The 24,739-nt window shown below is 69.9% G+C and carries 26 protein-coding genes and 1 pseudogene; 9 read left to right on the top strand and 18 right to left on the bottom strand.

All coding sequences use genetic code 11. The features are described from left to right. Window positions 1-4: 4 nt before the first annotated feature. Window positions 5-928, bottom strand: coding sequence for a DNA topoisomerase IB (locus ACVDFE_RS16350; RefSeq protein WP_360392518.1), 924 nt, complete (start codon window positions 926-928; stop codon window positions 5-7). A gap of 49 nt (window positions 929-977) precedes the next feature. Here ACVDFE_RS16350 and ACVDFE_RS16345 point away from each other — a divergent pair, with 49 nt between their 5' ends. The 3 genes from ACVDFE_RS16345 to ACVDFE_RS16335 are packed head-to-tail and all read left to right on the top strand — an operon-like array spanning window position 978 to window position 2,460. Further along, entirely contained in the window at window positions 978-1,310 is a 333-nt protein-coding gene (locus ACVDFE_RS16345; RefSeq protein WP_458430935.1) for a hypothetical protein, read from the top strand. Then, on the top strand, window positions 1,310-2,077 hold the full coding sequence (locus ACVDFE_RS16340; protein ID WP_360392523.1) for an iron-containing redox enzyme family protein: 768 nt from the start codon (window positions 1,310-1,312) through the stop codon (window positions 2,075-2,077). The genes ACVDFE_RS16345 and ACVDFE_RS16340 overlap by 1 nt, the downstream gene beginning before the upstream one ends. Window positions 2,078-2,097: 20 nt before the next feature. Beyond that, entirely contained in the window at window positions 2,098-2,460 is a 363-nt protein-coding gene (locus ACVDFE_RS16335; protein WP_360392526.1) for an STAS domain-containing protein, read from the top strand. 127 nt (window positions 2,461-2,587) lie between these two features. On the opposite strand, the gene ACVDFE_RS16330 is transcribed toward ACVDFE_RS16335, so the two are convergent. After that, a complete protein-coding gene (locus ACVDFE_RS16330; RefSeq protein ID WP_360392528.1) occupies window positions 2,588-3,034 on the bottom strand; it encodes a nucleoside deaminase in 447 nt (148 codons plus the stop codon). A gap of 10 nt (window positions 3,035-3,044) precedes the next feature. Then, window positions 3,045-5,369: an immune inhibitor A domain-containing protein gene (locus tag ACVDFE_RS16325; RefSeq protein ID WP_458430934.1), complete on the bottom strand. Its 2,325-nt coding sequence runs from the start codon at window positions 5,367-5,369 to the stop codon at window positions 3,045-3,047. Window positions 5,370-5,516: 147 nt separating this feature from the next. On the opposite strand from ACVDFE_RS16325, the gene ACVDFE_RS16320 reads away from it, so the two are divergent. Next, the gene (locus ACVDFE_RS16320) at window positions 5,517-5,810 is read left to right on the top strand and encodes a YggT family protein (protein WP_360392534.1); all 294 of its coding nucleotides are present in this window, start codon (window positions 5,517-5,519) and stop codon (window positions 5,808-5,810) included. Here the strand turns inward: ACVDFE_RS16320 and ACVDFE_RS16315 are convergent. From ACVDFE_RS16315 to ACVDFE_RS16295, 5 genes and pseudogenes are all read right to left on the bottom strand, one after another. After that, window positions 5,773-6,285 carry an FAD-linked oxidase C-terminal domain-containing protein gene (locus ACVDFE_RS16315; RefSeq protein ID WP_458430933.1) on the bottom strand — a complete coding sequence of 171 codons (513 nt, stop codon included), beginning with the start codon at window positions 6,283-6,285 and terminating at the stop codon, window positions 5,773-5,775. The two genes, ACVDFE_RS16320 and ACVDFE_RS16315, sit on opposite strands and share 38 nt — an antisense overlap. A gap of 52 nt (window positions 6,286-6,337) precedes the next feature. Beyond that, window positions 6,338-7,327: pseudogene (locus ACVDFE_RS16310) on the bottom strand (FAD-binding oxidoreductase); the annotation flags it as partial. Window positions 7,328-7,367: 40 nt separating this feature from the next. Continuing rightward, complete coding sequence (locus tag ACVDFE_RS16305; protein ID WP_458430932.1) at window positions 7,368-8,759, bottom strand: CHAT domain-containing protein; 1,392 nt, start codon at window positions 8,757-8,759, stop codon at window positions 7,368-7,370. Further along, window positions 8,737-9,957 carry a tetratricopeptide repeat protein gene (locus ACVDFE_RS16300; protein ID WP_458430931.1) on the bottom strand — a complete coding sequence of 407 codons (1,221 nt, stop codon included), beginning with the start codon at window positions 9,955-9,957 and terminating at the stop codon, window positions 8,737-8,739. Before ACVDFE_RS16300 ends, ACVDFE_RS16305 begins: the two co-directional genes overlap by 23 nt. Next, window positions 9,954-10,376 carry a hypothetical protein gene (locus ACVDFE_RS16295; protein WP_360392543.1) on the bottom strand — a complete coding sequence of 141 codons (423 nt, stop codon included), beginning with the start codon at window positions 10,374-10,376 and terminating at the stop codon, window positions 9,954-9,956. Before ACVDFE_RS16295 ends, ACVDFE_RS16300 begins: the two co-directional genes overlap by 4 nt. Here ACVDFE_RS16295 and ACVDFE_RS16290 point away from each other — a divergent pair. From ACVDFE_RS16290 to ACVDFE_RS16280, 3 genes are all read left to right on the top strand, one after another. Next, window positions 10,368-11,234, top strand: a complete 867-nt coding sequence (locus tag ACVDFE_RS16290) for a S8 family peptidase (RefSeq protein ID WP_360392546.1) — start codon at window positions 10,368-10,370, stop codon at window positions 11,232-11,234. The two genes, ACVDFE_RS16295 and ACVDFE_RS16290, sit on opposite strands and share 9 nt — an antisense overlap. 66 nt (window positions 11,235-11,300) lie before the next feature. Beyond that, on the top strand, window positions 11,301-11,966 hold the full coding sequence (locus ACVDFE_RS16285) for an RNA polymerase sigma factor (protein ID WP_458430930.1): 666 nt from the start codon (window positions 11,301-11,303) through the stop codon (window positions 11,964-11,966). Then, window positions 11,936-12,355, top strand: coding sequence for a hypothetical protein (locus ACVDFE_RS16280; RefSeq protein ID WP_458430929.1), 420 nt, complete (start codon window positions 11,936-11,938; stop codon window positions 12,353-12,355). The genes ACVDFE_RS16285 and ACVDFE_RS16280 overlap by 31 nt, the downstream gene beginning before the upstream one ends. 184 nt (window positions 12,356-12,539) lie before the next feature. Here the strand turns inward: ACVDFE_RS16280 and ACVDFE_RS16275 are convergent, their stop codons facing one another. The 6 genes from ACVDFE_RS16275 to ACVDFE_RS16250 form a co-directional block, all read right to left on the bottom strand. Further along, window positions 12,540-13,034 carry a snapalysin family zinc-dependent metalloprotease gene (locus tag ACVDFE_RS16275; protein ID WP_360392554.1) on the bottom strand — a complete coding sequence of 165 codons (495 nt, stop codon included), beginning with the start codon at window positions 13,032-13,034 and terminating at the stop codon, window positions 12,540-12,542. Between the two features lie 105 nt (window positions 13,035-13,139). Further along, a complete protein-coding gene (locus tag ACVDFE_RS16270; RefSeq protein WP_458430928.1) occupies window positions 13,140-14,297 on the bottom strand; it encodes an alkaline phosphatase PhoX in 1,158 nt (385 codons plus the stop codon). 126 nt (window positions 14,298-14,423) lie between these two features. After that, window positions 14,424-15,020, bottom strand: a complete 597-nt coding sequence (locus tag ACVDFE_RS16265; RefSeq protein ID WP_360392559.1) for a GTP-binding protein — start codon at window positions 15,018-15,020, stop codon at window positions 14,424-14,426. Window positions 15,021-15,051: 31 nt separating this feature from the next. Continuing rightward, window positions 15,052-15,474, bottom strand: coding sequence for a roadblock/LC7 domain-containing protein (locus tag ACVDFE_RS16260; RefSeq protein ID WP_360392562.1), 423 nt, complete (start codon window positions 15,472-15,474; stop codon window positions 15,052-15,054). Further along, the gene (locus ACVDFE_RS16255; RefSeq protein ID WP_458430927.1) at window positions 15,471-18,179 is read right to left on the bottom strand and encodes a nitrate- and nitrite sensing domain-containing protein; all 2,709 of its coding nucleotides are present in this window, start codon (window positions 18,177-18,179) and stop codon (window positions 15,471-15,473) included. Before ACVDFE_RS16255 ends, ACVDFE_RS16260 begins: the two co-directional genes overlap by 4 nt. A gap of 299 nt (window positions 18,180-18,478) precedes the next feature. After that, the gene (locus ACVDFE_RS16250) at window positions 18,479-19,495 is read right to left on the bottom strand and encodes an ABC transporter substrate-binding protein (protein ID WP_360392566.1); all 1,017 of its coding nucleotides are present in this window, start codon (window positions 19,493-19,495) and stop codon (window positions 18,479-18,481) included. A gap of 178 nt (window positions 19,496-19,673) precedes the next feature. On the opposite strand from ACVDFE_RS16250, the gene ACVDFE_RS16245 reads away from it, so the two are divergent. Then, window positions 19,674-20,843 carry a 4-hydroxybenzoate 3-monooxygenase gene (locus ACVDFE_RS16245; protein ID WP_360392569.1) on the top strand — a complete coding sequence of 390 codons (1,170 nt, stop codon included), beginning with the start codon at window positions 19,674-19,676 and terminating at the stop codon, window positions 20,841-20,843. Window positions 20,844-20,997: 154 nt separating this feature from the next. Continuing rightward, window positions 20,998-21,729, top strand: coding sequence for an IniB N-terminal domain-containing protein (locus ACVDFE_RS16240; RefSeq protein ID WP_458430926.1), 732 nt, complete (start codon window positions 20,998-21,000; stop codon window positions 21,727-21,729). A 243-nt stretch (window positions 21,730-21,972) separates the two neighbouring features. On the opposite strand, the gene ACVDFE_RS16235 is transcribed toward ACVDFE_RS16240, so the two are convergent. The 4 genes from ACVDFE_RS16235 to ACVDFE_RS16220 are packed head-to-tail and all read right to left on the bottom strand — an operon-like array spanning window position 21,973 to window position 24,688. Further along, window positions 21,973-22,386, bottom strand: coding sequence for a DUF5956 family protein (locus ACVDFE_RS16235; protein ID WP_360392575.1), 414 nt, complete (start codon window positions 22,384-22,386; stop codon window positions 21,973-21,975). A 13-nt stretch (window positions 22,387-22,399) separates the two neighbouring features. Continuing rightward, window positions 22,400-23,197 carry an ABC transporter ATP-binding protein gene (locus ACVDFE_RS16230; protein WP_360392578.1) on the bottom strand — a complete coding sequence of 266 codons (798 nt, stop codon included), beginning with the start codon at window positions 23,195-23,197 and terminating at the stop codon, window positions 22,400-22,402. Next, complete coding sequence (locus tag ACVDFE_RS16225; protein WP_360392580.1) at window positions 23,181-23,948, bottom strand: ABC transporter permease; 768 nt, start codon at window positions 23,946-23,948, stop codon at window positions 23,181-23,183. Before ACVDFE_RS16225 ends, ACVDFE_RS16230 begins: the two co-directional genes overlap by 17 nt. After that, window positions 23,945-24,688 (bottom strand): ABC transporter permease, encoded by a 744-nt coding sequence (locus ACVDFE_RS16220; protein ID WP_458430925.1) that lies wholly within the window; start codon window positions 24,686-24,688, stop codon window positions 23,945-23,947. The genes ACVDFE_RS16225 and ACVDFE_RS16220 overlap by 4 nt, the downstream gene beginning before the upstream one ends. Between the last annotated feature and the right edge of the window lie 51 nt (window positions 24,689-24,739).

The following is a 24,739-nucleotide window of genomic DNA, read 5'->3' as shown; positions in this document are numbered from 1 at the left end:
CGGCTCAGGGCGTCCTGAGCAACCGCAGCACCGCCCGTTCCGGGTCGCCGCCACCGATCACCGTGCCGCTCTCGAACGCCTCGACCAGGCGCGGGTCCACGTAGGACTTCCGCGCGACGGCCGGGGTGTTGCCCAGGTGCTCGGCCACGTCCTTCATCACCGCGCTGATGGCCCGCTTCGTGGGCTTGCCGCGCTCGCGCAGCGCCTCGGCGAACGCCTTGGCCGCGGCCACCGTGGCGTGCCAGGTCCGCAGGTCCTTGACCGTGAACTCGTCGCCGACCAGCTCGCGGAACCGCTCGTTCACGTCGTAGGCGGTCATGTCGAACACGCGGCAGTCCGGGGTCCGGTCCCTGAGCAGCGTCCGGACGGCGCGGGCCAGCTGCGGGTCGGTGATCTCCTCGTCGACCTGCACGCCGTGCTTGGCCGGGAAGCGGAACCTGACCCGGTCGCCGCGCACCTGGAGGTGCTCGCAGAGCAGCGTGGCCACACCGTGGCTGCCGTTCTCCTCCGCGTACTCCTCGTGGCCGACGCGGAAGACGCCGAGGTCGAGCATGCGCAGCGCGATGGCGAGCAGGCGGGTGCGGCCGCGCTTCCTCATGTCGGCGACGATCTGCGCGCGGAACTTCGGCAGCTTCGGGGCCAGCTTCAGGACGCGGTCGAACTTCTCCGCGTCCCGGTTCGTGCGCCACTGCTCGTGGTAGAGGTACTGGCGCCGGCCGGCGTCGTCCACACCGATCGCCTGGATGTGCCCGTTCGGGTGCGGGCTGATCCACACGTCCCGCCACGCCGGCGGGATGACCAGGGCCTTCACCCGCGCGACCTCGTCGGGGCCGAGGGGCTCGCCCGCGGTGGTCGCGTAGCGGAAACCCTTGCCGTGACGACGGCGGGTCCAGCCAGGACCTGCGGTGTTGCTGCGGCGGAGTCTCACCTGGACACCTCGTGGTTGATCAGCATGGGTGCCGGGTACCCGCTCGCCGATGAAAGATGACTGCGCCGTCGGTGTGGAACGGGGGTTCCTCCTCGTCGACCCCTGGTCACGGCGGCCGGTGGCACTCGCACCGCGGGCTGCACGCGCACGTGGGGGTGCCTTCGACGGCGGCGGCGCCGGAGGCGTCGAACGCGCTGCGGCCCTGGTCGCCGGCGCTGCTGGTGCACTCGTCGCACCCGCGCTGCGCGAACGCGGCGCGCTGTCTACTGTGGAGCGCCAGATCGACTGGCTGCGGCACAACGGCTGCGGAGCCGCGCGCCGTCGCTCTGACCCCGAGTCCCTGGTGGACATGCTGATCGCCCGAACGCGTGAGGAAACCTGATGCGCCTCCCTGCTCCCCGCGGCCACATGAGCGCCGCGCTGGTCGCCGCACTCCGCTCGGCACCGGGGCCGCGACCGGCCCTGCTCGTCAGCGGCGGCACCAGGGAGCCCGCGGCGGACGACGACCTGCAGCTGTCGCTGTGGATCTGCTACGAGCTGCGCACCCGCAACTTCGACGACGTGCACCCGGCCTGGGACGACCACCCGGCGGCGGCCCAGTTCCTCGCCGTCCTGGAGGCCCGCTGGGAACAGGGCCTGCGCGCGCTGGAGGAGACGACCCCGGCGGTGCCGCTCGACCCCGCCGCGCGGGCCGAGCTGCGCAAGCACCACGCGTTCTGGCACCCGCGCCGCGAGATGCGCTCAGCCCTGCGCGACCTCCACGGCGACGCCTACGGCTCCCGCGACGAACGCACGCACTCGGTGCTGTTCACCGTGACGCTGCGGGACCTCGACTGCGGCACCGGCGTCGACGACATGCCCGTCGCCACCCTGGCGCTGGCCAACGCGCTGAGCCTGTTCGGCCTCCACCGGCGCCTCGTCGGCGCACTCGTGGGCTTCCTGACGGCGGTCGACACGATCGGCGGCGACCCGTTCGCCCAGCTGCTGCCCGTCCAGTGCCCGCCGGACGACGTCCGGCTCGGCTTCACGGCGTGCCACGAGCTGCACGCCCGGCTCGTCCAGCACGTCCACACCGCCTGTGAGGCAGGCCGCTCTTCCCTGCGGGGCCGCTGGCTGCTCACCAGGGGCCGCGTTAACGTGGGATGCTGAACGCCGCGAAAGGAGCAAGCGTGCCCGACCCCACCACACTGGCCACCGTGGTAGTCGACCGGATCGCATCCGACGTCGTAGTGCTGCACGTGGCCGGGGAGCTCGACACCACCAGCTCGAGCGAGCTCATCGCTCCGCTCGACACGCACGTGGTGGACGCGAACCGGGCGGTGGTCGTCGACCTCGGCGGCGTCCGCTTCCTCGGCTCCGCCGGCCTCGAGGCCCTCGTGCTCGGCCAGCAGCGCGCCGGCCGCACCGGCGTCGAGTTCGTGCTGGTCGCGTCCACCCGTGCAGCACTGCGGCCGATCGAGGCGACCGGGCTGGACACGGTCTTCACGATCCTGCGGTCCGTGGACGAGGCGGTGGAGCGCTACTCGGCCTGAACCTCGCACCCGGCCACCGCGTCCGGGAAACGCCTTCGCGCGCTGGACCGCCGGCACGTGCCCCCGGGTGGTCGTGCTGCGGTGTTCCCGGGGGTGGTGAGCGTGCTCACCGGACCGTTCCACCAGGTCAGTCCTGGCCGATGTCCTCGAACCACAGCTCCGGCTGCTCGGCGATGAACCTCGTCATCATCTCGACGCACGCCGGGTCCTCGACCACCGTGATCCCGACCCCGTGCTCCGCCAGCCAGTCGTGCCCGCCGGAGAACGTCGTGGCCTCCCCGATCAGCACGTTCGAGATGCCGAACTGCCGCACCAGCCCGCTGCAGTACCAGCACGGCGACAGCGTCGTGACCATGGTCGTCCCGCGGTAGCCGCGCTGGCGGCCGGCGTTGCGGAAGGCGGAGGTCTCGGCGTGCATCGAGGCGTCGCCGTCCTGGACGCGGCGGTTGCGGCCGCGGCCGAGCAGGCGGCCGTCGCCGTCGAAGAGCGCGGCGCCGATGGGTATCCCGCCCTCGGCGAGTCCCGTGCGCGCCTCTTCGACGGCGACGGCCAGCATGTCGGAAGCAGCGGTCATGCCGTTCAAGCTACTTCGTCTTGAACAGTTTCACCGTCATCGACGTGCCCGACTGCTTGGTCACCCGCAGGCCGACGCCGACGGCGGGCAGCTTCACACCCGCGTTGGGCTGCTCGGCGAACCAGTACTGCCTGGTGTCGTCGAACACCGGCTGGGCTGCGGCACCGCGGACGTAGGACGCCTTGCCGTTGACGTGCAGCGTGAAGGAGTCCGACTTCTGCAGCGAGAACGGCGCGTCGTAGCCGCCGATGGTGGGCGACCAGCGCTGGCCTTCGAGGTTGTGGAGCGGCGCCGGGTTGGCGTCGATCGGCAGGACCAGGCCCTCACCGGGGTGCTCGCTCACGTTGTTGTCGAGGTAGTACGTGTTCCACAGCGAGACGAGCAGGCCGTCCTGGTACGGGAAGTGCTCCACGAGGTCGGGCCTGTCCGGGAAGCTGTACCGGTACGGGCCGGTGCGGTTGTACTGGCCGTAGGACTCGTAGGTGCGGTTCGACGCGATGTAGAACTGGTCGAACGCCTTCGTCTCCTTGCCCTCGGTGGTGCGGAAACCGCGCGTGGTCCACACCCCGGCCGTCTCGCCGCCGTCGGTCAGCACCGGGGTGCCGTCCGCGACGACCGTGATCTGGTCGGCGAAGAAGCCCTGCGGTGCCAGCGCTCCGTCGGTGCGGTAGGCCAGGCGCAGCTTGGTGTCCTTGCCGGCGTAGGCGTCGAGGGGGACGGTGATGTCCACCCACTGGCCACCGGACGAGCCGCTGACCGCGGGGGCGTTGCCGGAGTCGCGCGCGAACGGCTGACCGCCGGCGGTGCCGTCGAGCTGGGTCCAGCTGCCGTCCGCGTTGGACGCTTCGACGTAGAGGTAGTCGTAGTCCGCCTCGATGTCGTAGCGGGCCTTCAGCGACAGCGACGCCGTGGTCTTGCCGCGCAGGTCCACGGGTGCGGTCATCGAGTGGTCGAGGTCGTTGCCCTTCTCGCTCCACCACATCTTCGTGCCCGCGAACGGGGCGCCGTAGTCGAACGACCTGGAGATGTCCGGCAGCACGACCACCAGCCCCTGGGCCTTGGCGGTGTTGTACTCGTGCGGGCCGAGCTGGAACGTGCGCTCCTGGCCCGCGACCGCGATCTCGTAGTCGAGCCAGCCCAGCTGCAGCTTGTCCCACGCGGAGAACTCGTTGGCGCGCTCACCGGTCGCCTCGCCGGGGGCGTTGACCCGGTTCTGGCCCATGATCGACCACCAGTTGACGCCGTTCGTGCCGCCGTTGGTGTCGTAGTGGTCGGGCAGACCGAGGTCGTGGCCGTACTCGTGCGCGAACACGCCGACGCCGCCGTTCTCGGGCTGCACGGTGTAGTCGCCGACCCACAGGCCGGTGTCACCGATGGGCGCGCCGCCGAGCTTGTTGGTGCCGGGGCCGGAGTTGTAGTTCTTGAACGCGTAGCCGCGGTGGCTCCACAGCGCGTCCTCGCCCTGCCACGGGTCACCGTCGGCCTGGTCACCACCGGCGTGCACGATCTGGAAGTGGTCGATGTAGCCGTCGGGCTCGTTGAAGTCGCCGTCGGAGTCGTAGTCGTAGCGGTCCCACACGTCGTACTCGCGCAGCGCCGCCGTGATCTGCTCGGTGGTCTCCCCCGCGGCCTTGCGGTCGGCCACCCACTGGGTGACGGCGTCCTTGATCAGCTCGCGGGAGTTGTTGCAGATGTTGTCGCCGCACGGGTAGCCGTTGCTGCGGCCGTAGCGCGCCTCGTTGTAGCGGACCTTCACCCAGTCCGTGACGAGCCCGTCGACCGTGTAGCGGCCGGAGGACTGCCGGTCGTAGAAGTTCGCGACCGAGTTGGCGTCCTTCGCCCGCGAGAAGTACAGGTCCTGGAAGTACTGCCGGCTGAAGTCGGGCCGCCAGATCGTGGTGTTGTCCACGGCCCTGTCCGGCTCGGGGATCTGGTTGCGCAGCGGCCCGTCGAACCGCACCGGGCCCGGGGTGTTCGGGTTCGTGTCGCGGTCGGGGTAGTCGGGGTGCCGCTCGTCGCCGAACTCCGCCAGAACGACGAAGACCTTGTCGGTCTTCTCCCGCTTGAGCTCGACGTACTGGTCCTTCGCCTGCTTCTTGCCGACCTTCGCCACGGTGCTGGCACCGCGCTTCTCCGCGGTCACCTCCCCGGTCAGCACCTCGGCCAGCGCCTGCTGCTTCAGCGCACGCCGCTTGAGCTCCAGCTCGTGCGGCTGCTCGTCGCTCTGCTGCCGCACCTGCGCCTCGGGCCGCTCGACCGGCGTCGCGACGGCCGGGACGGCCAGGCCGGTCGTCAGCACCGCGAGCGCCGCTGCTCCCGCCAGTGTTCTTCGCACGTAGGTCCCCTCCTCGGAATCCGGAGGGCGACGCTACGTAGTTGGCCTGCCGCCCGGCACGTCCGAAAGTCGGTTGTCGGACCTGGGACCACATGTTGAACGTCGTCTCAGCGAGTTGCCAGGCGCCTCTCAGCTTCCTGTGGCTTGATGGACGTACCGGAAGTGGAGGGGCCCATCGTGATCGGCTTCGTGCTCGGCTGGCTGCTGACGCTGTTCATCCTCGTGATGATCGCCAGGATGGTCGTCGACTGGGCGGTGGCGCTGCGGGCGCGCGGCGCCTGGGTGCCCAAGGTGCAGCGGGTGGCGTACGCGGTGACCGAACCGGTGCTGTCGCCGGTGCGCAAGGTGCTGCCCCCGGTGCGGTTCGGCGGCTTCGGGTTGGACCTGGCGTTCACGGTGGTGTTCATCGCGGCGCTGGTCCTGCGCTCGATCGTGTGGTGAGGACGCCGGGGTTGAGCACCCCGGCGGGGTCGAGGGCGGCCTTGGCGGCGGCCAGCGCCGTCCCGAACACGTCCGGTCGCTGACGGGTGTACCAGGGCATGTGGTCGCGCCCGACGGCGTGGTGGTGGGTGATGGTGCCCCCGGCGCCGCTGAGCGCCTCGGACACGGCGGCCTTGATCTCGTCCCACTGCTGCCGCAGGCTGCCCCACCGCCCTGGCGCGTAGATGCCGTAGTAGGGCGCGGGCCCGTCCGGGTGGACGTGGGTGAAGCGGCACGTCACGATCCCGACCCCGCACACCTGCCTGAGCACGGCCGTCGCCGCTTCCGTGACGGCCGCGTGCAGGTCGGCGAACCGGTCCCACGTGCAGGCCGTCTCGAACGTCTCGGTGATCATCGCGTGCTGCGCCATCGCATCGCGCTGGTAGGGCATGCGCAGGAACGACGCCCGCCACCTCCGCGCCGCCCCCTCGACCACCTCCCCGCCCGCGCAGAGCCTCCAGCGCCCTGGCGAGCTGCGCGTCCACGGGGTGGTCAGCCGACTCGAACGCCAGCACGAGCACAGACCTGCTCGACCCGGCGTTGAGGAACGCCTCCGCCGGGTCGAGCAGCCGGCAGTTCGCCGGCCGCAGCCCGGACTGCACGACCGCCCGCACCGCCTCGACCGCCTGCCCCCAGTCCGCGAACCGCACCGACGCGCCGGCCCGGTGGACCGGCGGGGCCTGCAACCGCAGCCACGCCTCGGTGATCACGCCGAGGGTTCCCTCCGAGCCGAGGAACAGCCGGTCCGGCGATGGCCCGGCCCCGCTGGCCGGCACCCTGAGCGACTCGCTCGTTCCCACCGGGGTCACGACCCGCAGCGACTCGGTGAAGTCGTCGATGTGCGTGGTCGCCGTCGCGTAGTGCCCACCCGCGCGCGTCGCGAGCCACCCGCCCAGCGTCGAGAACTCGAAGGACTGCGGGAAGTGCCGCAGCGTGAGCCCGTGCGGCTTGAGCTGCGCCTCCAGGTCCGGCCCGAGCACACCGGCCTGGACCCGCGCGGCCCGGCTCGTCGGGTCGACCTCCAGGACGCGGTCCAGGTTCCGCAGGTCGAGCGTCACCACGGGCGCGTCGATGTCCCGCGGTTCCACGCCACCGACGACCGACGTGCCGCCGCCGAACGGGATCACGGCGATGCCGTTGCTGCCGCAGTGGTCCAGCACGTCCACGACGTCCTGCTCGGTGCGCGGCCTTGCGACGGCGTCGGGAATCGGGCCGATGTCGCCGGCCAGGTTGCGGACGACGTCGCGATAGGCCTGGCCGCGGGCGTGGGTGAGGCGGTCGACCGGGTCGGTGTAGCACAGGTCCGACGGCGGGACGCGGGACGGCGGGAGGTCGAGGTCCGCGGGGTCCGGTGGCTCGTGGAACGTCAGGTCCGCGTCCGGGAGCACGGCGCGGACCCGGTCGACCAGCTGCTGCCGTTCGGCTGGGGTGACGGCGTCCTCGACGTTGCCCCAGCCCCACCACGACCTCGTTGCCATGGCGAGCAACGGTAAGCGGGACGCACGCGTTTCGTAAGGGCTATCCGGCGCCGAAGCACACGAAACCGACCGCCGCCGCGTACGAGCCATCGTCGGAAGCGGCCCGCTGCACCTCCGCCAGCGCCTCCGCCGGCGACAGCCCGTCGGCCAGCTTCCGGTGCAGCTCCACCATCACCGGTGCGGTCCCGTCGGTCGGCACCGGCACCACGGGCGCGATCAGCGTCCGCGTCCCCAGCCCCAGCAGCGCCGCCGTGAACCCCATCAGCTCATCGCCGGGACGCACGGCGGACTGCCCGGTGTCACACGCGGACAGCACCACGCGCGTAGGCGGTGTACGCAGTCGTTCGATGTCGTAGACCGTCAGAGGTCCATCGGCCAGTTCCAACGCGCTGAACAACGGGTTGTCGACGCGGAACGAGCCGTGTGCCGCGATGTGTGCGAGAGCGGCACCGTCCATTGCGGACGCCACGGCCGAAACGGTTGCGTCGTCATCAATGAGCACACGGCCGGGCACGTGCGCGGAGACGGCCTTGATCTCGTCGGGTGCGGCGGCCATCCGCGGGCCGGCGGCCAGGACGGCTTCTCCGGACGCATCAGGCGCAGCGGCAGCACGCAGCCACACGGACGCTGACGGCGCCACGGTCACCTGACGTCCGAGCACGCCCCACGGCAGGCTGTTCAGCGCACCGGTCGGTACCACCACCAGCGGACGGCCGTCGATGCGTGGCGCCAAAGGTGACAACAGCCGCGCAGACAGCAGAGAAGCGGCATGGGCGGCGGAGGAGCGGACCACCTCCAGGTTCGGCAGCCCCGGCGGCAGGGTCACGAGGCGGTGCAACGCGAAGCGCAGCAGGCGGATCTCGCGGACCACGCCCTCAAGGGCACCCAGCACGTGCAGGGACGTCCTGCCGTCGGCCAGGACCACGGCCAGCAGGGAGCCGTCGTACTCGACGAACTCGACCAAGGCGGAGGAGCCCAGGGCCAACGCCAGCGAGGACACCGGCGGCGGCTTGAACACCGCTCCCCCGCCCGACATCTGCCGGGTCAGGTCGCGGACGCGTTGTTCGGCGCGGACCAGCTGCGCGCGCAGCGCCCCGGCGGGTTTGCCGGCCAGCACGGCCGACTCGACGTCGGAGGTGACGGCGCGCAGGGTGGCCAGCGCGTCCTCCAGGCGGGGGTCGTCGGGGGGTGACACCGACTTCATCCGCAGGGCGCCGGCGCGCCAGCTCTCGGTCCACGACAGCACGCGGGCCGCGTTGCCGGAGGCCACGGCCAGGCGCAGGCCCTCCTCGGCCAGGGCCTGGCCCTGCGCGCCGGTCAACGCGCGCAGCTCGGCGGCGCCCAGGGACACGCGGTACTCGTCGAGCAGGGCGATGCCGCGGCGCAACGCGGAGGAGGTGCCGCGGACGTCACCGGAGAGCTTGCGCCGCAACGCCTCCGCGTACCAGCCGCGGACGCGCAGACCGGCCGGGCCGCGGGAACGCGACGCGGCGGCCCTGGAGAAGCTCGGCCACCGCCCGCACGCGATGACCGAGGTCGGCGGCCACCAGACCGGCGTCGATGCGGGCCTCCAACGCCGGCAGCCGCCAGTCCATCGCGTCGAGCTCGTCGGCCACCCGCGACAACGCCACCCGCAGCGAACGGGTGCGGTCGCCGCGCAGGACCGCCGCGTGCAGTTCGAGGTAACGCGCTCCGGCCGCCCACAGCAGGCGCTGCTCGCGGCGGAACCGGCGCCGGGCCTCCGCGGCGAAGGCGTTGGCGGCGTCCAGGTCGTCGTCCAGCAGGGCGATGCGGGCGCGGAAGAACAACGCCTCGGAGGTCGCGAAGGGGTTGCGAAGGGCCTTCAGCTCGGTGATGGCGCGGTCCGCGGCCACTCGCGCCTCGTCCACCAGGGGCACCGACACCAGCAGCTCCAGCCGGTTCACCAGCAGGGCGGGGCGGGGCACGTCCAGGCTGCGGTAGACCTCGTCGGCCTTGTCGAACAACGTCAGGGCCGCGGGCACGTCGCCCGAGCGGGTGGCCATGATGCCGGCGTTCCAGTGCACGTCCGCGACACCGAGCTCCTGGCCCAGCGAGCCGAGCAGCGCGGCGGCCACGTCGAAGTCGGCGGAGGCCTCACGCATGTTGCCGACGTACGCGCGCACGAGACCGCGGTTGTTGTGAGCGCGCGCCTCGACCAGTTTGTCGTCCACGCGCCGTGCGCCGGCGATGGCGGCCGTGTAGTCGCGCTGTGCTTCGTCGTATCGGGTCAGGTAGTGGAAGACGACACCGCGTTGCATGAGAGCGGCGACCGCGTCCGCACCCGACAACGACGGCATGGCCACGTCCAGCGCGCGCAGTGCGGCGCGGTGGCGGCCGGTGTAGGCGAGCACCCACGCCAGCGACATCTGCGCCAAAGCCGACAAACGGGGCAGTCCCGCGTCCGTCGCGATGCGGATCGAGCGGCGCAGGTGGCGGATCGAGCCGCTGTAGTCGTGCAGCTCGCGCAACGCGAGACCGATCGCGCGTTCGGCGATCGCCCATTCGGAACGGTCTTCCGTCGCGCGGAGGACGGCGCGGGCCATCTCGACGGCCGCACGCGGGTTGCGCTGCCTGGCCGCCAGCGCGTCCTCCGCACAAAAGTCGGTCACGGCGTCACTTTATCCGCTGTGGTAGCTTGATCAAGCTCGGTCGGGGCCCCCGTCAAACGCTGCTTTGTGAGGCCGTGGTGTCGAAATCGCCGGAACGTGCTGAGCTGTACGAAAGAGCTTTTCAGCAGCTCATCGCCGAGGACAAGAACATCAGCTTCCACGCCGAACGCGGGCGTGAATTCCTTTATCGCCCAGGTCAGCTGCTCGTCGCGCCGGCCGACCTCGACCGGGTGATCGCGAAACTGCGGCAAAACAATGTCGACGCGCGTCCCGCGGCCGGATTCGGTGGAATGGCCCGGTTGATCCTGCCGAACAACCCCGAAGACATTCCGCAGATCGTCCGGTTGTTGAGGGATCAACGGAACTGGCCGAACGAACGCGTACCGCTCGTCCAGCCGCACCACGTCGTCGTGGGACACGGCGGAAACGTCATGGGCAACCCCGGCGACCGGCCGCGGCCGACCGACCCGCTCACCCCGCCGAAGGCCGACGACCGGCTCTCCGGCATCCGCGTCGGCATCCTCGACACCGGCATCTCCTCCGGCGCGCAGCTGGAGCACGCGGACTGGTTCAAGAACCGGTTCGTCAAGGAGCCCGACGACGTCGACCCCGCCTACACCAGCGGCGCGCTCTTCGGGCTGCAGGGCGGCCACGGCACGTTCGTCGCGGGCGTCGTGCAGAGCGCGGCGTGCGGTGTCGCGCTCGACCCCGAGATCGCCCTCGACCTGAACGGCTTCGGCGACGAGGAGCAGCTGGTCGCCAAGATCGCCGAGATGGGCCGCAAGAAGGTCGACCTGCTCAACCTGTCCCTCGGCTGCTACACCGCCGACGACGTCGCGTCCGAGCCGCTGCGCGTCGCGATCACCGCGCTGCCGCAGGAGACGGTCGTGGTCGCCTCCGCGGGCAACCGCGGCGACCAGCGCCCGAGCTGGCCCGCCGCGTTCTCCCGGGTCACCGCCGTCGCCGCGCTCGCGCTGAACGGGGACGGCTCGATCGTGCCCGCCTGCTACTCGAGCTTCGGGCACTGGGTCGACGCGTGCGCGATCGGCAACCGCTCCTCGACCTACCTCAAGGGCGAGTGGAAACTGCCCGGCGAGGGCGACGCGACGCCGTTCGCGCTGTGGGCGAACTGGGCCGGCACGTCGTTCGCCGCGCCCTGGGTCACCGGGCGGATCGCGGCCACGATGGTGAAAGACGGCCTCACCGCAGCTCAGGCCCGTGACAAACTGCTGGTGGACCCGGAGTTCCACGCCGGTTACGGGACCTTCGTCAAATAACCGGCGAGGAGGTTGTATCTGGGGAGCAACCCCGGCCTCCGCAGGTCGTGACCGCAAGGAGTCGACGTGACCTCAGCATCCCCGATCGCCGCGCTCGTCAGCGCGGCGGCCGAGGGCGACCAGGGTGCGTGGAACGAGATCGTGGACCGCTACACGCCGCTGGTCGTGTCGGTGATCTACAAGCACCGGCTGCGCCCCGCGGACGCGGCCGACGTGAACCAGACGCTGTGGCTTCGGCTCGTGGAGCAGATCGGCCGGCTCCGCGAGCCCGAGGCGCTGCCCGGCTGGATCATGACGACCACCCGCAACGAGTGCCTGCGCGTGTTGCGCGTGCAGCAGCGGACGCACCTGTACGACCCGCTGTCGGAGTCCGACGCGCTGGAGTCGGAGCAGGACGCGGACGTGGAGGCGGACCTGCTGGCGGTGGAACGGCGGCAGGCGCTGCGCGACGGGTTCGCCGAGCTGCACCGAGCAGTGCAAGCGGTTGCTGACCAAGCTGATGACCGACCCGCCGCCGAGCTACCAGGTCGTGAGCGAAGAGCTGGCGATGCCGGTCGGCAGCATCGGGCCGACCCGCATCCGCTGCCTGGAGAAGCTGCGCAAGACGACGGCGATCTCGACGTTCCTGGGATCGCCAGCCAAGAAGGCCACGCAGGTGAGAGGAGGTGTGTTGGGTGCGGCACGACTGGGACAGTGACGAGGTGTTGCTCGACGCCTTGCGCGACGCGGTGAGCACACCGCCCGCCGATGCGGTTCCACCGGAGTTCCTCGAAGCCGCCAAGGCGGCCTTCACCTGGCGCACCGTCGACGCGGAGCTGCTGCTGATCACCTCGTACGACTCGGTGCTGGACGACACGCTCTTCGCCCGCGCCCGCTCGACGTCCACGGCGCGGCAGCTGGTGTTCGACGCGGACGGCGTCACGCTGCAGGTCGAGGTGTCGGCGGCCGGCGTGACCGGGCAGCTGGTGCCCGCGGACGGCGACGTGACGCTGGTGTCGCCCGCCGGCGACGTGGAGACGGCGCCGGCCGACGAGCTGGGCATGTTCGTGATGGGCCCCGGCCCGCGCGGCCCGGTGCGGTTCCGGTTCGCCGGCGGCTGCACCGACTGGTTCATCCTCTGACCAGACCTCGCGAGAGGCGCGCTGTCGTGGTGCACGTACCGCTGCACGAGTCCGGCGTGCACGTCACCGGCGCCCCGGCCGAGCCGCGGACGCCGGCAGCACACCCGATCGGGTGCTTCTTGCTGTCACGCGGGGGCCCCGCGTTCCCCTCAGGGTCACGCAGGGCCCCCGCGTGCACTTCACATCAGGCGGCGTCCACGAACGTGGACGGGCCGACGGTCACCGCGGCGGAACGGAAGTTCGCCTCCACCTCGGCCTTCTCCTTGGCGTTCGGGTTGGGGTTCTTGCACGACGTGCCGGCGCTCGCACCGGACATCAGGTCGGTGCACAGCCCCGTCCTGCGGTCGGGCATGCCCAGCAGGTGCCCGAACTCGTGGGACGAGATGCGCACCGTGTCGTGGCCCTCGTTGACCGCCTGACGACCCATGACCCACCGGCCGCGGCCGAGGCTCGTGACGTAGGCGCGGGGCCACTGGTTGTCCACGGTGACGGTGATGTTCGCGGCGCCGGTCACCTTGACCAGCCGCACGTTCACCACGCTGTTGTTCCACACCTGGGCGCCCTGGTCGACGGCCGCCTGGAACTCACCGGCACCGCTCGAGTTGTACGTGAGGGTGCGGGGCGCAGCTTCCGCGGTTCCGACGAGGCCGACTGACAGGGCGGCAGCGCTGGCAACCACGGCAATTGTTTTGCGCAGGAACACAGGAATCTCCTCGCAATGCAGGGTAATTGCTCCCCGACTGTATCGAAGCAGCGTTGCCGCACAAGAAGAGTCAAGTGTCAATCAGCGCCGGAACGGTCCAGACACTTCGTAGGTGATCCCGCCGCTGCTGCTGCCGGACGTGCCGCGCTGCGAGGAGAAGTACAGCCTGCTGCCGTCAGGCGAGAACGCGGGACCGGTGATCTCGCTGCTGCTCTGGCCGGGAACCCGCAGGAAGGGGGCCACGACACCGGCCGGCGTGATGATGCAGATCTCCATGTTCCCGCCGTCCTCGGCGACGAACAGGTCGCCGCCCGACGACCGGGTCACGTTGTCGACACCGGTGAGCGGAGCCGTTCCGCTCGTCACGAGCGAGTCGTCATAAGTGAGGCTGATGGTGCTTTGTGATGCGTTGTAAGCCCACACCCGGCCGTCGCCTTTGGTGGTGAACCAACAGGTGTCGTCGGCGTAATAGCAGCCTTCGCCGCCGTTGAACCGCTTGGCGCCGCTCACCTGGTTGCGCGTGGCCGTCGGGCTGCCGTCCGGGTCGGGCACCCGCGCCCAGCCGACGCTGCCGGACGTGCCGCTGCCGCCGGTCATGACCTCCAGCGTGCCGGAGCTCAGGTCGCCCCACGTGGTGGGCGTGAAGCGGTACAGGCACCCGTCCGGCACGTCCTCGGTCAGGTAGACGACCTTGCGCACCGGGTCGGCCGCGCACGCCTCGTGCTTGAACCGGCCCATCGCCGGGCGCTGGACGGCCGCCTTGACGCCCCACGGGTCGGTCTCGTAGACGTAGCCGCGGTCGACCTCCTCGCACGACAGCCACGTGTTCCACGGCGTGGCACCGCCGGCGCAGTTCACGTTGGTGCCGCTGAGGGTCCGGTAGGCACCGGTGATGGTGCCCGACTGGTCGAACCTCACGGCGCCCACGCCACCGGTGGAGGACACCTCGCTGTTGGACACGTAGATCCAGCCGGTGCCGTCGGCGAAGCACGCGCCGCCGTCCGGTGCGGGGTGCCAGGTGTAACTCGTGCCCGCGACGCGCTGGCCGGAGCGCGCGATCACGCGGCTGGAGAAGCCCTGGGGCAGCATGAGCCCGCTGCTGTTGACCGGTTGCAGGGAACCGTAGAGGCTGGGACCGGGCTGGGCCCCGGCGGCGAAGGCCTCACGCCAGTTGGCGCCACCGAACGCCGCCGCTGCGGTCCCGACGACTGCGACACGAAGAAAGTTCCGACGCTCCATGCCTTGGAGCGTGCCGCAGATGGGGGCCGTCCGGGATGAAGGTCAGGCGAATGACCGTTGACGCGCCGGGGTGAACCCGCGGCGGACGCGGGACGGGGGCGGCGGGTCCGCCGCCCCCGTTCGCGTTCAGGCGAACGACGGTTGCCGCAGCGCGTGCTCCACCAGGGTGATGAGGATCTGCTTGGTGGACTGCCGGTTGCGGGCGTCGCACGGGATTATCGGCACCGACGAGGCGATCGTCAGCGCGTCCCGCACCTCCTCCGCGCGGTGGTGCATCAACCCGTCGAAGCAGTTCACCGCGACCACGTACGGCAGGTCGCGGTCCTCGAAGAAGTCGATGGGCGCGAACGCGTCGTCGATGCGGCGGGTGTCGACCATGACCACGGCGCCGATGGCGCCGCGGACCAGGTCGTCCCACATGAACCAGAACCGGTGCTGTCCCGGCGTGCCGAACAGGTACAGGATCAGGTCCTTGTCCAGCGACACCCGGCCGAAGTCCATGGCCACCGTGGTGGTGACCTTGCCCGGTACCGCGGACAGGTCGTCGACCCCTACCGAGGCCTGGGTCATGACGGCCTCGGTGGTCAGCGGGGTGATCTCCGAGACCGAGCCGACGAACGTCGTCTTGCCGACGCCGAACCCGCCCGCGACGACGATCTTCGCCGATGTCGTGGTCAGGTCGGCCCCAGGTGACCCCGGACGACCCGGAGCACCGTTGCTCATGGGAACTTCTCTCTACTCAGGACAGAACTGCTCAGGCTCGCATCGAGACGTGCAGCTGGGCGCGGATCTCCGGCGTGAGCTGGAGACCGACCCGCTCCACCAGGCGGGTCATCGCGTAGCCGATGAGCCCGATGTCGCAGTTGGGTGCGGCGAGCACGGCGAGGCAGGACCCGTCGCTGATGGACATCAGGAAGAGGTAGCCGCGTTCCATCTCGACGACGGTCTGCTTGACGTCGCCGGCCTCGAAGCAGCGCGCCGCGCCGAGGTTGAGCGAGACGAGACCGGACGAGACGGCGGCGAGCTGCTCCGCCCGGTCGTGCGGCAGTCGCTCCGACGTGGCGAGCAGCAGCCCGTCCGCCGAGACGACGATCGCGTGAGCGACACCGGCGACCCTGCTGACGAAGTCCTCGACCAGCCAGCTGAAGTTGTCCAGTTCCTCAGTCGCGGTGGTCACTGGTGTTCCCTTTCTGCGATCACGGGGATGTCCCCGACGGCCGAGTCGAAGAGCGAGTCGCGGCCCATCTGGACACCCTTCTGGTACGTGGCGAACCGCTGGCGCAACCGTTCAGCGGAACGACCGCTCGCGGCGACGGTCGCCAGCTGGGGCACCGGTGAGGACGGCTTCGGGGTGGAGCCGGGCACCAGGCGCGCCTTGGGGACGCGCTTGGGCAGCCCGTTCTCCGTCGTCTGCGCGGGGGTGCCGGACTCCAGCGCACCGGCGGCACGCCAGCCCTCGTCGGCCGAGCCCCAGTCGGACGCGAAGTCGGCGACGGCACGCGGCACGGCCGTCGGGGCCTCGGTCTTCACGGACTCCGGCGAACGCTGCCGCTTGGGCAGGCCGTTCACCGTGCTCGGTTCTTCCTCTTCCTCGTCGGACGTGTGCTCCACCGCCGGGACCCCTGCCGGTGCGGGCACCGACGGGGACGGGGACGCGGACTCGGGAGCGGCCGGCGTCTGGAACCACCGCGACAACGCGTCCGCGGAGATCTCCTCGTCGTCGTCGCTCACCGCGGGGAAGATCTCGGTGGCGGCCTCGACGGGTCGTTCGACCGGCGGCTCGTAGGAGTACCGGTCCTCGACGGCGGTCTCCTCCGCCTCGATCCGCGCGGTGAACAGGCCGTCCGCGGACGTCTGCTCGATGCGGTGGCGCCCGCTGGGCTCCTCCTCCGCCGTCTCCGCCGACGACACCACGACCGGGTACTCCGGCGTCCACTTCGGAACACCGGACAGGCCCTCGCCGGTGCTCTCGACGGCGGGTGCCGGCGAGGGCGCGACAGCCGGGAGCGGCAGCGCGGGCGGCGGGCCCTTGTGCAGCAACGAGGCCGGCAGCACGACCTGGGCGGTGACACCACCCTCTATGTCGTCGTTGTTCGCCAGCGTCACGCGGATGTCGTGCCGCTTGGCGAGCTGGCCGACCACGTACAGGCCCATCTCGCGGGCCACGGAGACGTCGACCTCCGGCGGCTCGGCGAGCTTCGCGTTGAACTCGACGACGTCCTGCTCCTGCATGCCGACACCGCGGTCGTGGATGCGGATCGCGACCTCGCCCTTGCGGGTCTCTATCGTCCGCACCGTCACCTTGCTGGTGGGCTTGGAGAAGGCCGTGGCGTTGTCGAGCAGCTCGGCCACGAGGTGCGCGAGGTCGTTGACCACGCGGCCCTGCACCATGAGCTCCGGCGTCGGCGCGATCTGCACGCGCGCGTACTTCTCGACCTCGGAGACCGCGGCGCCGAGGACCTCGGCGATCGCGACGGGCCGGGTGACGCGGCGGTTGACCGTCGTGCCGGAGAGCACGAGCAGGTTCTCGCTGTTGCGGCGCATCTGCGTCGCGAGGTGGTCGAGCTCGAACAGCGACGCCAGGTGGTCGGGGTCCTGCTCGTCCTGCTCGAGCCGGTCGATCACGCTGATCTGCCGCTCCACCAACGCCTGCGAGCGCCGCGACAGGTTGATGAACATGTCGTTGACGTTCGCGCGCAGGGCCACCTGCTCGACGGCGAGGCGGACTGCTTCGCGCTGCACCAGGTCGAACGCCCGCGCGACCTGGCCGACCTCCTCGGTCGTGTTGAGCGGCACCGGGACGATCGCCTCCTCGGCGGCGCGTTCCGGGTCGCGGTGCGACCGGATTCGCTTGATCGCCTCCGGCAGCTGGTTGCGCGCCACGTCGAGCGCGCTGCGGCGCAGGATGCGCAGCGGCCGCAGCATGGACTGCGCGACCATCGCCATGAGACCGAACGCGAGCAGCAGCGAGATCGCGACCAGTGCCGCGTCCCGCCAGGCGTCCGAACGCGCCGTGTCGGCGAGACGCGTGGTCGTCGCGTCGGCCTGGCCCTCCAGGTCGCCCGCGACCTGGGCGACCAGGTTCGCGGTGTCCTGGCCGATCTTCAGCACCTCGGCGTCGGTGATGGTGATCGTCTCGCGCTCGAAGTCCTGCGCGAGCGCGAGCCGCACCAGCCGGTTGCGACCGTCCACGGCGGAACCGGACACGACGTCCTGGAACCGCTGCCGGTTCTCCGCCGACGCCAGGTCGTTGAACTCCGTGAACGCGGCGTCCAGACGGGACTGCGCGGCACGCAGCTCGTCGGCGGCACCGGGCGCGAAGCCCCTGCGCAGCGCGGTGGACGTCAGGATCGCGTTCTGCTGGCCGAGCTGCTCCTGGGCGCTGTAGAGCGCCTGCGCGGCCGTGACCAGCGGCACGATCTCCGGCTCGCTCAGGCTCGACACCACGGCACGGTGCACCTGGCTGAGCGAGGCGCTGATCTGGTTGTACGCGCTGATGACAGCGACGTCCGGGTACTTCGTGCTCAGGATGGTCACCCGCAGGCTCGCCAGTCCGTCGAGGGACTGCAGCGACTTGGTGAACGACTCCTGGAGGGGCGCGCTCAGGCCGGAGGCCGTCGCGCCCGAGTTCCGGTACTTGTCCAACTCCGTGTCGGTAAGACCGGTCTTCGCCGCGTGCTCGGGGCACGCGTTCTGCCTGCCGGCGGCCACACACTGGACCGCCCAGTCGCGCTCGACCTGCAGAGCGCTCTCCACCTTCGCCGCCTGGTGGCTGACAGCGAGCTCGCGCTGGACTTTGCCGAAGAGTTCGACGTCGTCGAGCTGGGTGTTCAGCCGCAGGCCCGCGAGAGTCGCGGTGCTCAGGGCCGGAACCAACAACACCACTGCGAGCTTGCTCCGCAACCGCCAGTTGCGTAGGCGGAACCGGTCGATGCCTCGCTGGTCCTCACGACCGCGCACCGTCAACACTCCCCGCCCCGTTTAATAGCTGCAAACCTGGTGGATCTTGGAGTAAAACGCACCGTTCTCATACCGCCGTTCGGACGACAAAACAGCTGGTTCGAGAATCAACAACTGTGCAGGGGCGGCTAAACGGCCCCTTGCCGATAATTCTTGCGGCGCAGACGACCGCCGCGGGGGGCTTTCGATCACGGCGCGATCACAGCCCCCCGCGCTGTTCGTCAACTACCGGAGGGCTGGATGAGCATCGGCTTCACGTCGAGCTCCTTGTCCAGCATCCCGTAGCGCACCATCAGCTGGACCACGCGCTGCAGGCGGGTCGCGTCGAGCGTCGTCGGGAACGCGCCGAAGTGGACAAGACCTGCGGTTTCCTTGTCGACCTTGGCGTACTCGACCAGCAGCGGCTCCACCGTGGGGCGGTCGGTGGCGTCGGCCTGGCCCTTGGCCATCGCGCGCTGGAACGCGGCGACGGTCTTCGGGTTCTCCTTGGCGAACGCGCCGGTGGTGGCGTAGCCCGCGATCGGGATGTTGTCCGTCGGGCCGGTCGCGGCGTCCAGGACCTTGATCTGGCCGGCGGCGCGCTGGGCGCGGGTGATGAACGGCTCGACCATGAAGGCCGCGTCGACGGTCTTGTTCTGGACCGCCGCCTGCATGTCCGGGAACGGCATCTCCTTGAACTTCACCGAGTTCACGTCGACGTTCGCGGCTTCGAGGGTGGCCTTCGCGGTGAGCTCCGCGATGTTCCTGAAGGTGTTGATCCCGATGGTCTTGCCGGCGAGGTCGGCAGGACTCTTGATGGCCGAGTCACCGTTGGCCAGGATCAGGAACATGTCCGGCTTGGCCTGGTAGCCGTCGGAGATCAGCTTGAGGCCGTCGACCGCCTTCGCGGTGTCCTTCGCCTCCGCGGCGAAGAACGAGACCCAGTTGCCGAACGTGAAGTCCAGGTCCTTGCTGATCAGGCCGGGGATCGCCTTCGCGCCACCGTCGATGACCTTGAGGTTGACCTCAAGGCCCTCCTGGGCGAAGTAGCCCTTCTTCATCGCGACGTGGACCGAGGCCACGTCGAGGATCGGCAGCACCCCCAGGGTGATCTTGGCCTTCTCGACCTTGCCGCCGCTGTTCTGGTCGGCCGGGGGTGACTGCTCTTCGCCGCCGAGCAGTCCACAGCTCGCCACGGTGGCGAGCAGCGTGGCGAGGGCGATGCCACGGACGGCGGTGCGGCGGACTCTTCGAGTCATCGGGAGCACTCTCCTGTCGGAGCGGTGTCGTCGTTGCGGGGATTATGTCGCGACGGTCAACCACTCAGAGTAATGACGCTGCTCCAAAAGACCCCAGTTGACCGACACGAGCAGGTTCCAGTCCACTACCTGCGGTGAGCATCTAAGCACAGCAGGTCTAGGGCTAGGAGAACCCCAGTTGAAGCGCGCTGTAGCCGTCGTCGGCGCCGGGCCGGCCGGTCTGACCTTGGCAAACTTGATCCAGCAGTCAGGCATCGACTGCGTGGTGCTGGAAAGGGCCAGTCGTGCCCACGTGGAAACCCGGCCACGGGCGGGAGTCCTCGAACACCGCTCCGTGACGATGCTGGAGTCGCTCGGACTCGCCGATCGTTTGCTGATGGAAGCAGACCGTCACGGAACGTGCGAATTCCGGGTGAGTGGACAGGTGTTCCAGGTCGCGTACTCCGACTTGTACGGCGGCCGGGAGCACTACGTCTACCCCCAGCAGGAAGTGGTCAAAGACCTGATCGGAGCATTCCTGGCCGCCGGTGGTGACATCCGGTTCGAGGTCAGTGACGTCGAGTTGCGGGATCTGACCAGCTCTCACCCGTCCGTGGCCTGGACCAGCGCAGACGGGGTACGCGAAGAAGTTTCATGTGACTTCGTGGCGGGCTGCGACGGATTCCACGGGGTGTCCCGTCCGAGCATTCCCGAGGGAGTGCTGACGGAGTTCACGCACCAGCACGGGATCGAGTGGCTCACCATTCTCGCGGAGGCCCCTCCGTCGACTAAAGCCGTGATTTACGCGCTGCACGCCGACGGTTTCGCCGGACACATGCTGCGCAGCCCGTCGGTATCGCGTTTCTACCTCCAGGTGCCGGTCGGGACAAAAGCCGAAGATTGGTCGGACGAACAGGTCTGGGAGGCGTTGCACAAACGCTTCGCGCTGCGCGACTCGTCGTGGGAGCTGAACGAGGGCAAGATCATCGAAAAGCGCGTCCTCGACATGCGCAGCCATGTGGTCGAGCCGATGTCCTACGGGCGGCTGTACCTGCTGGGTGACGCAGCCCACATCATCACCCCGGTCGGCGCCAAGGGCATGAACCTCGCCATGAACGACGCCGCAACCTTCGGACGTGCACTGATCGCCTACTACGACACCGGTTCCGAGGACGGGCTGAAGACCTACTCAGACGACTGTCTCAAAAGGGTCTGGCGGGCCCAGGAGTTCTCGCAGTGGATGGTCAACATGATCCACACCGATGTGAGCTCCCCCTTCTTCGGACGGTTGGCGCAGGCCAGGTTGGAACACCTGGCCGAGTCCCCTGCCTACCGGGCGACCTTCGCCGAGAACTATGTGGGGCCCTAACGGGTGAAATCCCGGGTCCCCTAACGAGTGATCTCGATCCCCTAGGGACCTCGTTTCGTCACGATCTGGGGCCAACTCCCGATGCCGGGGGATGTCGGTCATCCATACGGTTCAACCCGACATCCCCCGATCACCACATCAGGAGCCTGGTTCCATGAGCACCCTGCACGACTTCACCCTCTCCCTGCTGAGCGACCTCGACGCCCGCGAGGCGTTCCAGCTGGACCCGCAGGGCGTGCTCGAGTCCGCCGGGCTGGGCGACATCACCCCCGGTGAGATCCAGGAGATCCTGCCGCTGGTGCTCGACACCGCCTCCGTGGCCAAGGTCGACGCCCTCGACGACGTGCTCGCGAACGCCGGCGACATCGCCGCCGCGGACCAGCTGAAGCTCGTCACCGGCAACCTCGACGGCCTCACCTCGATCGCCGACGTCGCGAACCTGGGCGCTCCGTCCGCCGTGACCGCGCTGGTCACCGACTTCGGCAACGTCGGCGACGTCGCCGGCACCCTCGACGTCGTCTCGGACGTCACGACCGTCGTGCAGGACAACTCGGTCGTCAGCACGGTCACCCACGTCGCGGACGTGCAGGACGTCGTGAACACCGACGTGCTGGTCAAGGACCTCGACACCGACGTGCTCGTCAAGGACGTCGCGAACACCGACGTGCTGCTCAAGGACACCGACGTGCTGGTGAAGGACGTCGCGAACCTCGACCTGGACGTCGAGAACGTCGTGGACGTGAGCGACAACGTCGTGCAGGACGTGGCGCAGGTCGGCGACGTCCACAACTCCGTCGGCCAGGTCGTGGGCGACCTCAACGTCGGCGACCTCGACCTGCTCGACGGCGGCCTGGGCAACGGCAACGACCTGAACATCCACTTCTGAGCCACCGGCAGCGCACGGGCGCTTACCGCCACCTGTGAGCGCCCGGACCACCCTCCCGCACACCTCGCACGGTGACGGCCTCCTCGTCGGCTGACAGGCGTTCTGACAGCCCCGTCCGTGCGACGCGGAACGGCTCCGGACCACCGCGGTCCGGAGCCGTTCTGCGCGTGGATTTCCCGTCGTCCGCACCGGGTCTGCGGCAGCTTGGTCTTTTTCCCAGGTTTTCCCAGTAGGGCTCTGCACTCACGCCCGGTGGTACAAAGTGTCCACTCCGCGCTCCAGCACCCGGCGGACACCGCGGAGGTCCACCCGCGACCCCCGCTCGCCGCCCGTGTCCGCCAGACGCCACACGTCGGCGGGCTCCACACCGGCCGGCAGGTCCAGGTACCACGAGAACCCGGCCGGTCGCGGCGGAGCGCCCGCCTCGACGAGGTAGGAGTTGACGAACGCGTTGACGACGTCCTGGTCGGGGAGCAGCGGAGCGGGGGTGCGCACGACCCGGCGCGGGCCGGCGACCCACGCCAGCAGCAGCGAGAACCCGTTGTCGGACAACGGGAGCAGCCTTCTGCCCTGCAACGCCACCACGCGGCCGGGTGGCGCGGCCGAGATCTCCTCCGGCTCCGCGTCGACGATGAGGAACAGGTTCCAGTCGCTCACGCGGCAGAGTGTGTCAGGAGCTGACGGTCTCGCTGAGCGACTCCCGCTCGGCCTCCGCCCACTTCTCCACGTCGAGCGAGGGCTTGCCGACGTTGAGCAGCCGGGCGACGCGCGAACGCAGTGCCACGAAGGCCTCGTCCGTGCGCGTGGTCACCTGGTCGCGCTCGGCGGGCAGCGGCACCTCCAGGTCGGCCACGAGACGCGCGGGAGAGCCGGACAGGACCAGGATGCGGTCACCCAGGTACACCGACTCGTCGATGTCGTGCGTGACGACCAGGACGGTCGTGTCGTGCTCGCGGCGGACCCGCAGCAGCAGGTCCTCCAGCTCGAAGCGGGTCTGCGCGTCGACGGAGGCGAACGGTTCGTCCATCAGCAACAGGGCCGGCCGGTACGCCAGCGCCCGCGCGATGGCCACGCGCTGCTGCATGCCGCCGGAGAGCTGCCACGGCCGCTTCTTCGCCGCCTTGCCGAGCCCGACCCACTCCAGCGCCTCGGCCGCGCGGGCCTTGCGCTCGGCGCGCGGCAGGCCGCGCAGCGGGAACTCCACGTTGCCCTGCACGGTGAGCCACGGGAACAGCGACCGCTGGTAGTCCTGGAAGACGACGGCGAGGTGCGAGCCCTTGAGGGACACGTCCCCGCGCGACGGCTCGATGAGCCCGGAGATGGTGCGCAGCAAGGTGGACTTGCCGCAGCCAGAGGGGCCGACCACGCAGACGAGCTCGCCGGCTCGCACGGTGAACGACAGCCCCCCAATGGCTTCGTAGTCGCCGTAGGTGTGGCCCAGGTCGGCCACCTCAAGCATGTTGCTCATCACGACTCCTCGGTTGCCAAGCCAAAGCCCTGCGTTCCACCGCGAGCAACGCGGTGTTGAGTCCGTAGCCGAGGACGCCCAGCAGGACGATCCCGGCCCACATGCGCGTGTAGTCGAACTCGCGCTGCGCCTGCATCAGCTGCGAGCCGATGCCGTTGTCGGTGGCCACCAGCTCGGAGATCACCATCAGCACGAGCGACAGGGAGAGCGAGACCCGCAGTCCCGCGAAGATCTTCGGGGAGGCCGCGGGCAGCACGACGCCGAGCACCCACTGCCAGCGCGGGATGCCGAACACCGCGGAGGTGTCCACTTTGGTCACGTCGACCGAGCGGGCGCCGTCGACGCTGTTGAGCAGCACCGGCCACACGACGCCGAACACGATCGTCGCGAGCTGCATCGACGTGCCGCCCTTGAACAGCAACAGGAACACCGGCACCAGCGCGGGCGGCGGGATCGAGCGCAGGAACACCAGCAGCGGCCCCGCGTACTCCATCGCCCGGTCGGACCGGCCGAGCAGCAGGCCCAGCGACACGCCGATCACGCAGGCGATCGCCCAGCCCGACAGCAGCCGGCCCACCGACGGCAGGATGTGCTCGGTGACGTTCTGCGGCTCCAGCACCCACCACTCGTAGGCGGCAGTGACGATCTGCGACGGCGGCGGGAAGAACGGGTCGTCCGCGAGCCAGCCGAGGACCTGCCACACCACGATCAGCACGGCGAACACGGTCCACCGTTGAACGAATCGGTTCACCAGGCCACCCACCGGCGCCGCACGCGCTCGAGACCGTTGTTGAGCAGGACACCGATCACGCCCGCGACCACCGTGCCGGCCAGGACCTGGTCCATCCGCCCGGCGCCGCTGCGGGCCTCCATGATGAAGTAGCCGAGCCCGATGTCGGCGCCGGCCATCAGCTCCACGCTGACCATCACGATGAGTGCGGTGGTGGCCGCGAGCCGGATTCCGGTGAGGACGAACGGCAGCGCGCTGGGCAGTGCCACCCGGAACAGCACGCCGAGGCGGCCGGTGCCGAAGACCCTGGCCGTCTCGACCTGCAACGGGTCCAGTTCGTCCAGCGCGTAGATGGTGTTGAACAGGATCGGCCACACCGCCGCGTACACCGCGAGCGTGATCTTCGTTTCCGGTCCGAAACCGAGGATCACCAGCGCGAGCGGAATCAGTGCGACGGAAGGGATCGGGCGCAGGAACTCGACGACCGCGCGGGTCGCGTGGCGCACGGCGGGAACGCTGCCGAGCACGAGTCCACTCGGTACCGCGACGGCGATGGCGACCACGATGGCGATCAGCAGTGCCAGCACGGTGGCCACGACGTGGCGGAGGAAGACCGGGTCGACCAGCTGCGCGGCCAGCTCTCCGAACACGACGGACGGTGGGACGAGGGCTTCCGCGGGGACGAGGGTGGAGCGTCCTAAGAGCTCCCAGAGCGCGAGGAACCCGGCGATGCCGAGGAGTCCCCTTGTGAACGCACGCACTCGGTCACCCTAGAGAGTTGATCACTCAACCACAATGCGTGTCGAGGCAAC

Source organism: Lentzea chajnantorensis (assembly GCF_054300775.1).
This window is presented reverse-complemented; position numbering and strand designations above follow the sequence as displayed.

Coding starts and splice junctions, on each gene's coding strand:
- ACVDFE_RS16345 (WP_458430935.1), top strand. CDS start 978: ATGAAAGATGACTGCGCCGTCGGTGTGGAACGGGGGTTCCTCCTCGTC.
- ACVDFE_RS16340 (WP_360392523.1), top strand. CDS start 1,310: ATGCGCCTCCCTGCTCCCCGCGGCCACATGAGCGCCGCGCTGGTCGCC.
- ACVDFE_RS16330 (WP_360392528.1), bottom strand. CDS start 3,034: ATGACCGCTGCTTCCGACATGCTGGCCGTCGCCGTCGAAGAGGCGCGC.
- ACVDFE_RS16320 (WP_360392534.1), top strand. CDS start 5,517: ATGGACGTACCGGAAGTGGAGGGGCCCATCGTGATCGGCTTCGTGCTC.
- ACVDFE_RS16270 (WP_458430928.1), bottom strand. CDS start 14,297: ATGGAGCGTCGGAACTTTCTTCGTGTCGCAGTCGTCGGGACCGCAGCG.
- ACVDFE_RS16265 (WP_360392559.1), bottom strand. CDS start 15,020: ATGAGCAACGGTGCTCCGGGTCGTCCGGGGTCACCTGGGGCCGACCTG.
- ACVDFE_RS16250 (WP_360392566.1), bottom strand. CDS start 19,495: ATGACTCGAAGAGTCCGCCGCACCGCCGTCCGTGGCATCGCCCTCGCC.
- ACVDFE_RS16240 (WP_458430926.1), top strand. CDS start 20,998: ATGAGCACCCTGCACGACTTCACCCTCTCCCTGCTGAGCGACCTCGAC.
- ACVDFE_RS16230 (WP_360392578.1), bottom strand. CDS start 23,197: ATGAGCAACATGCTTGAGGTGGCCGACCTGGGCCACACCTACGGCGAC.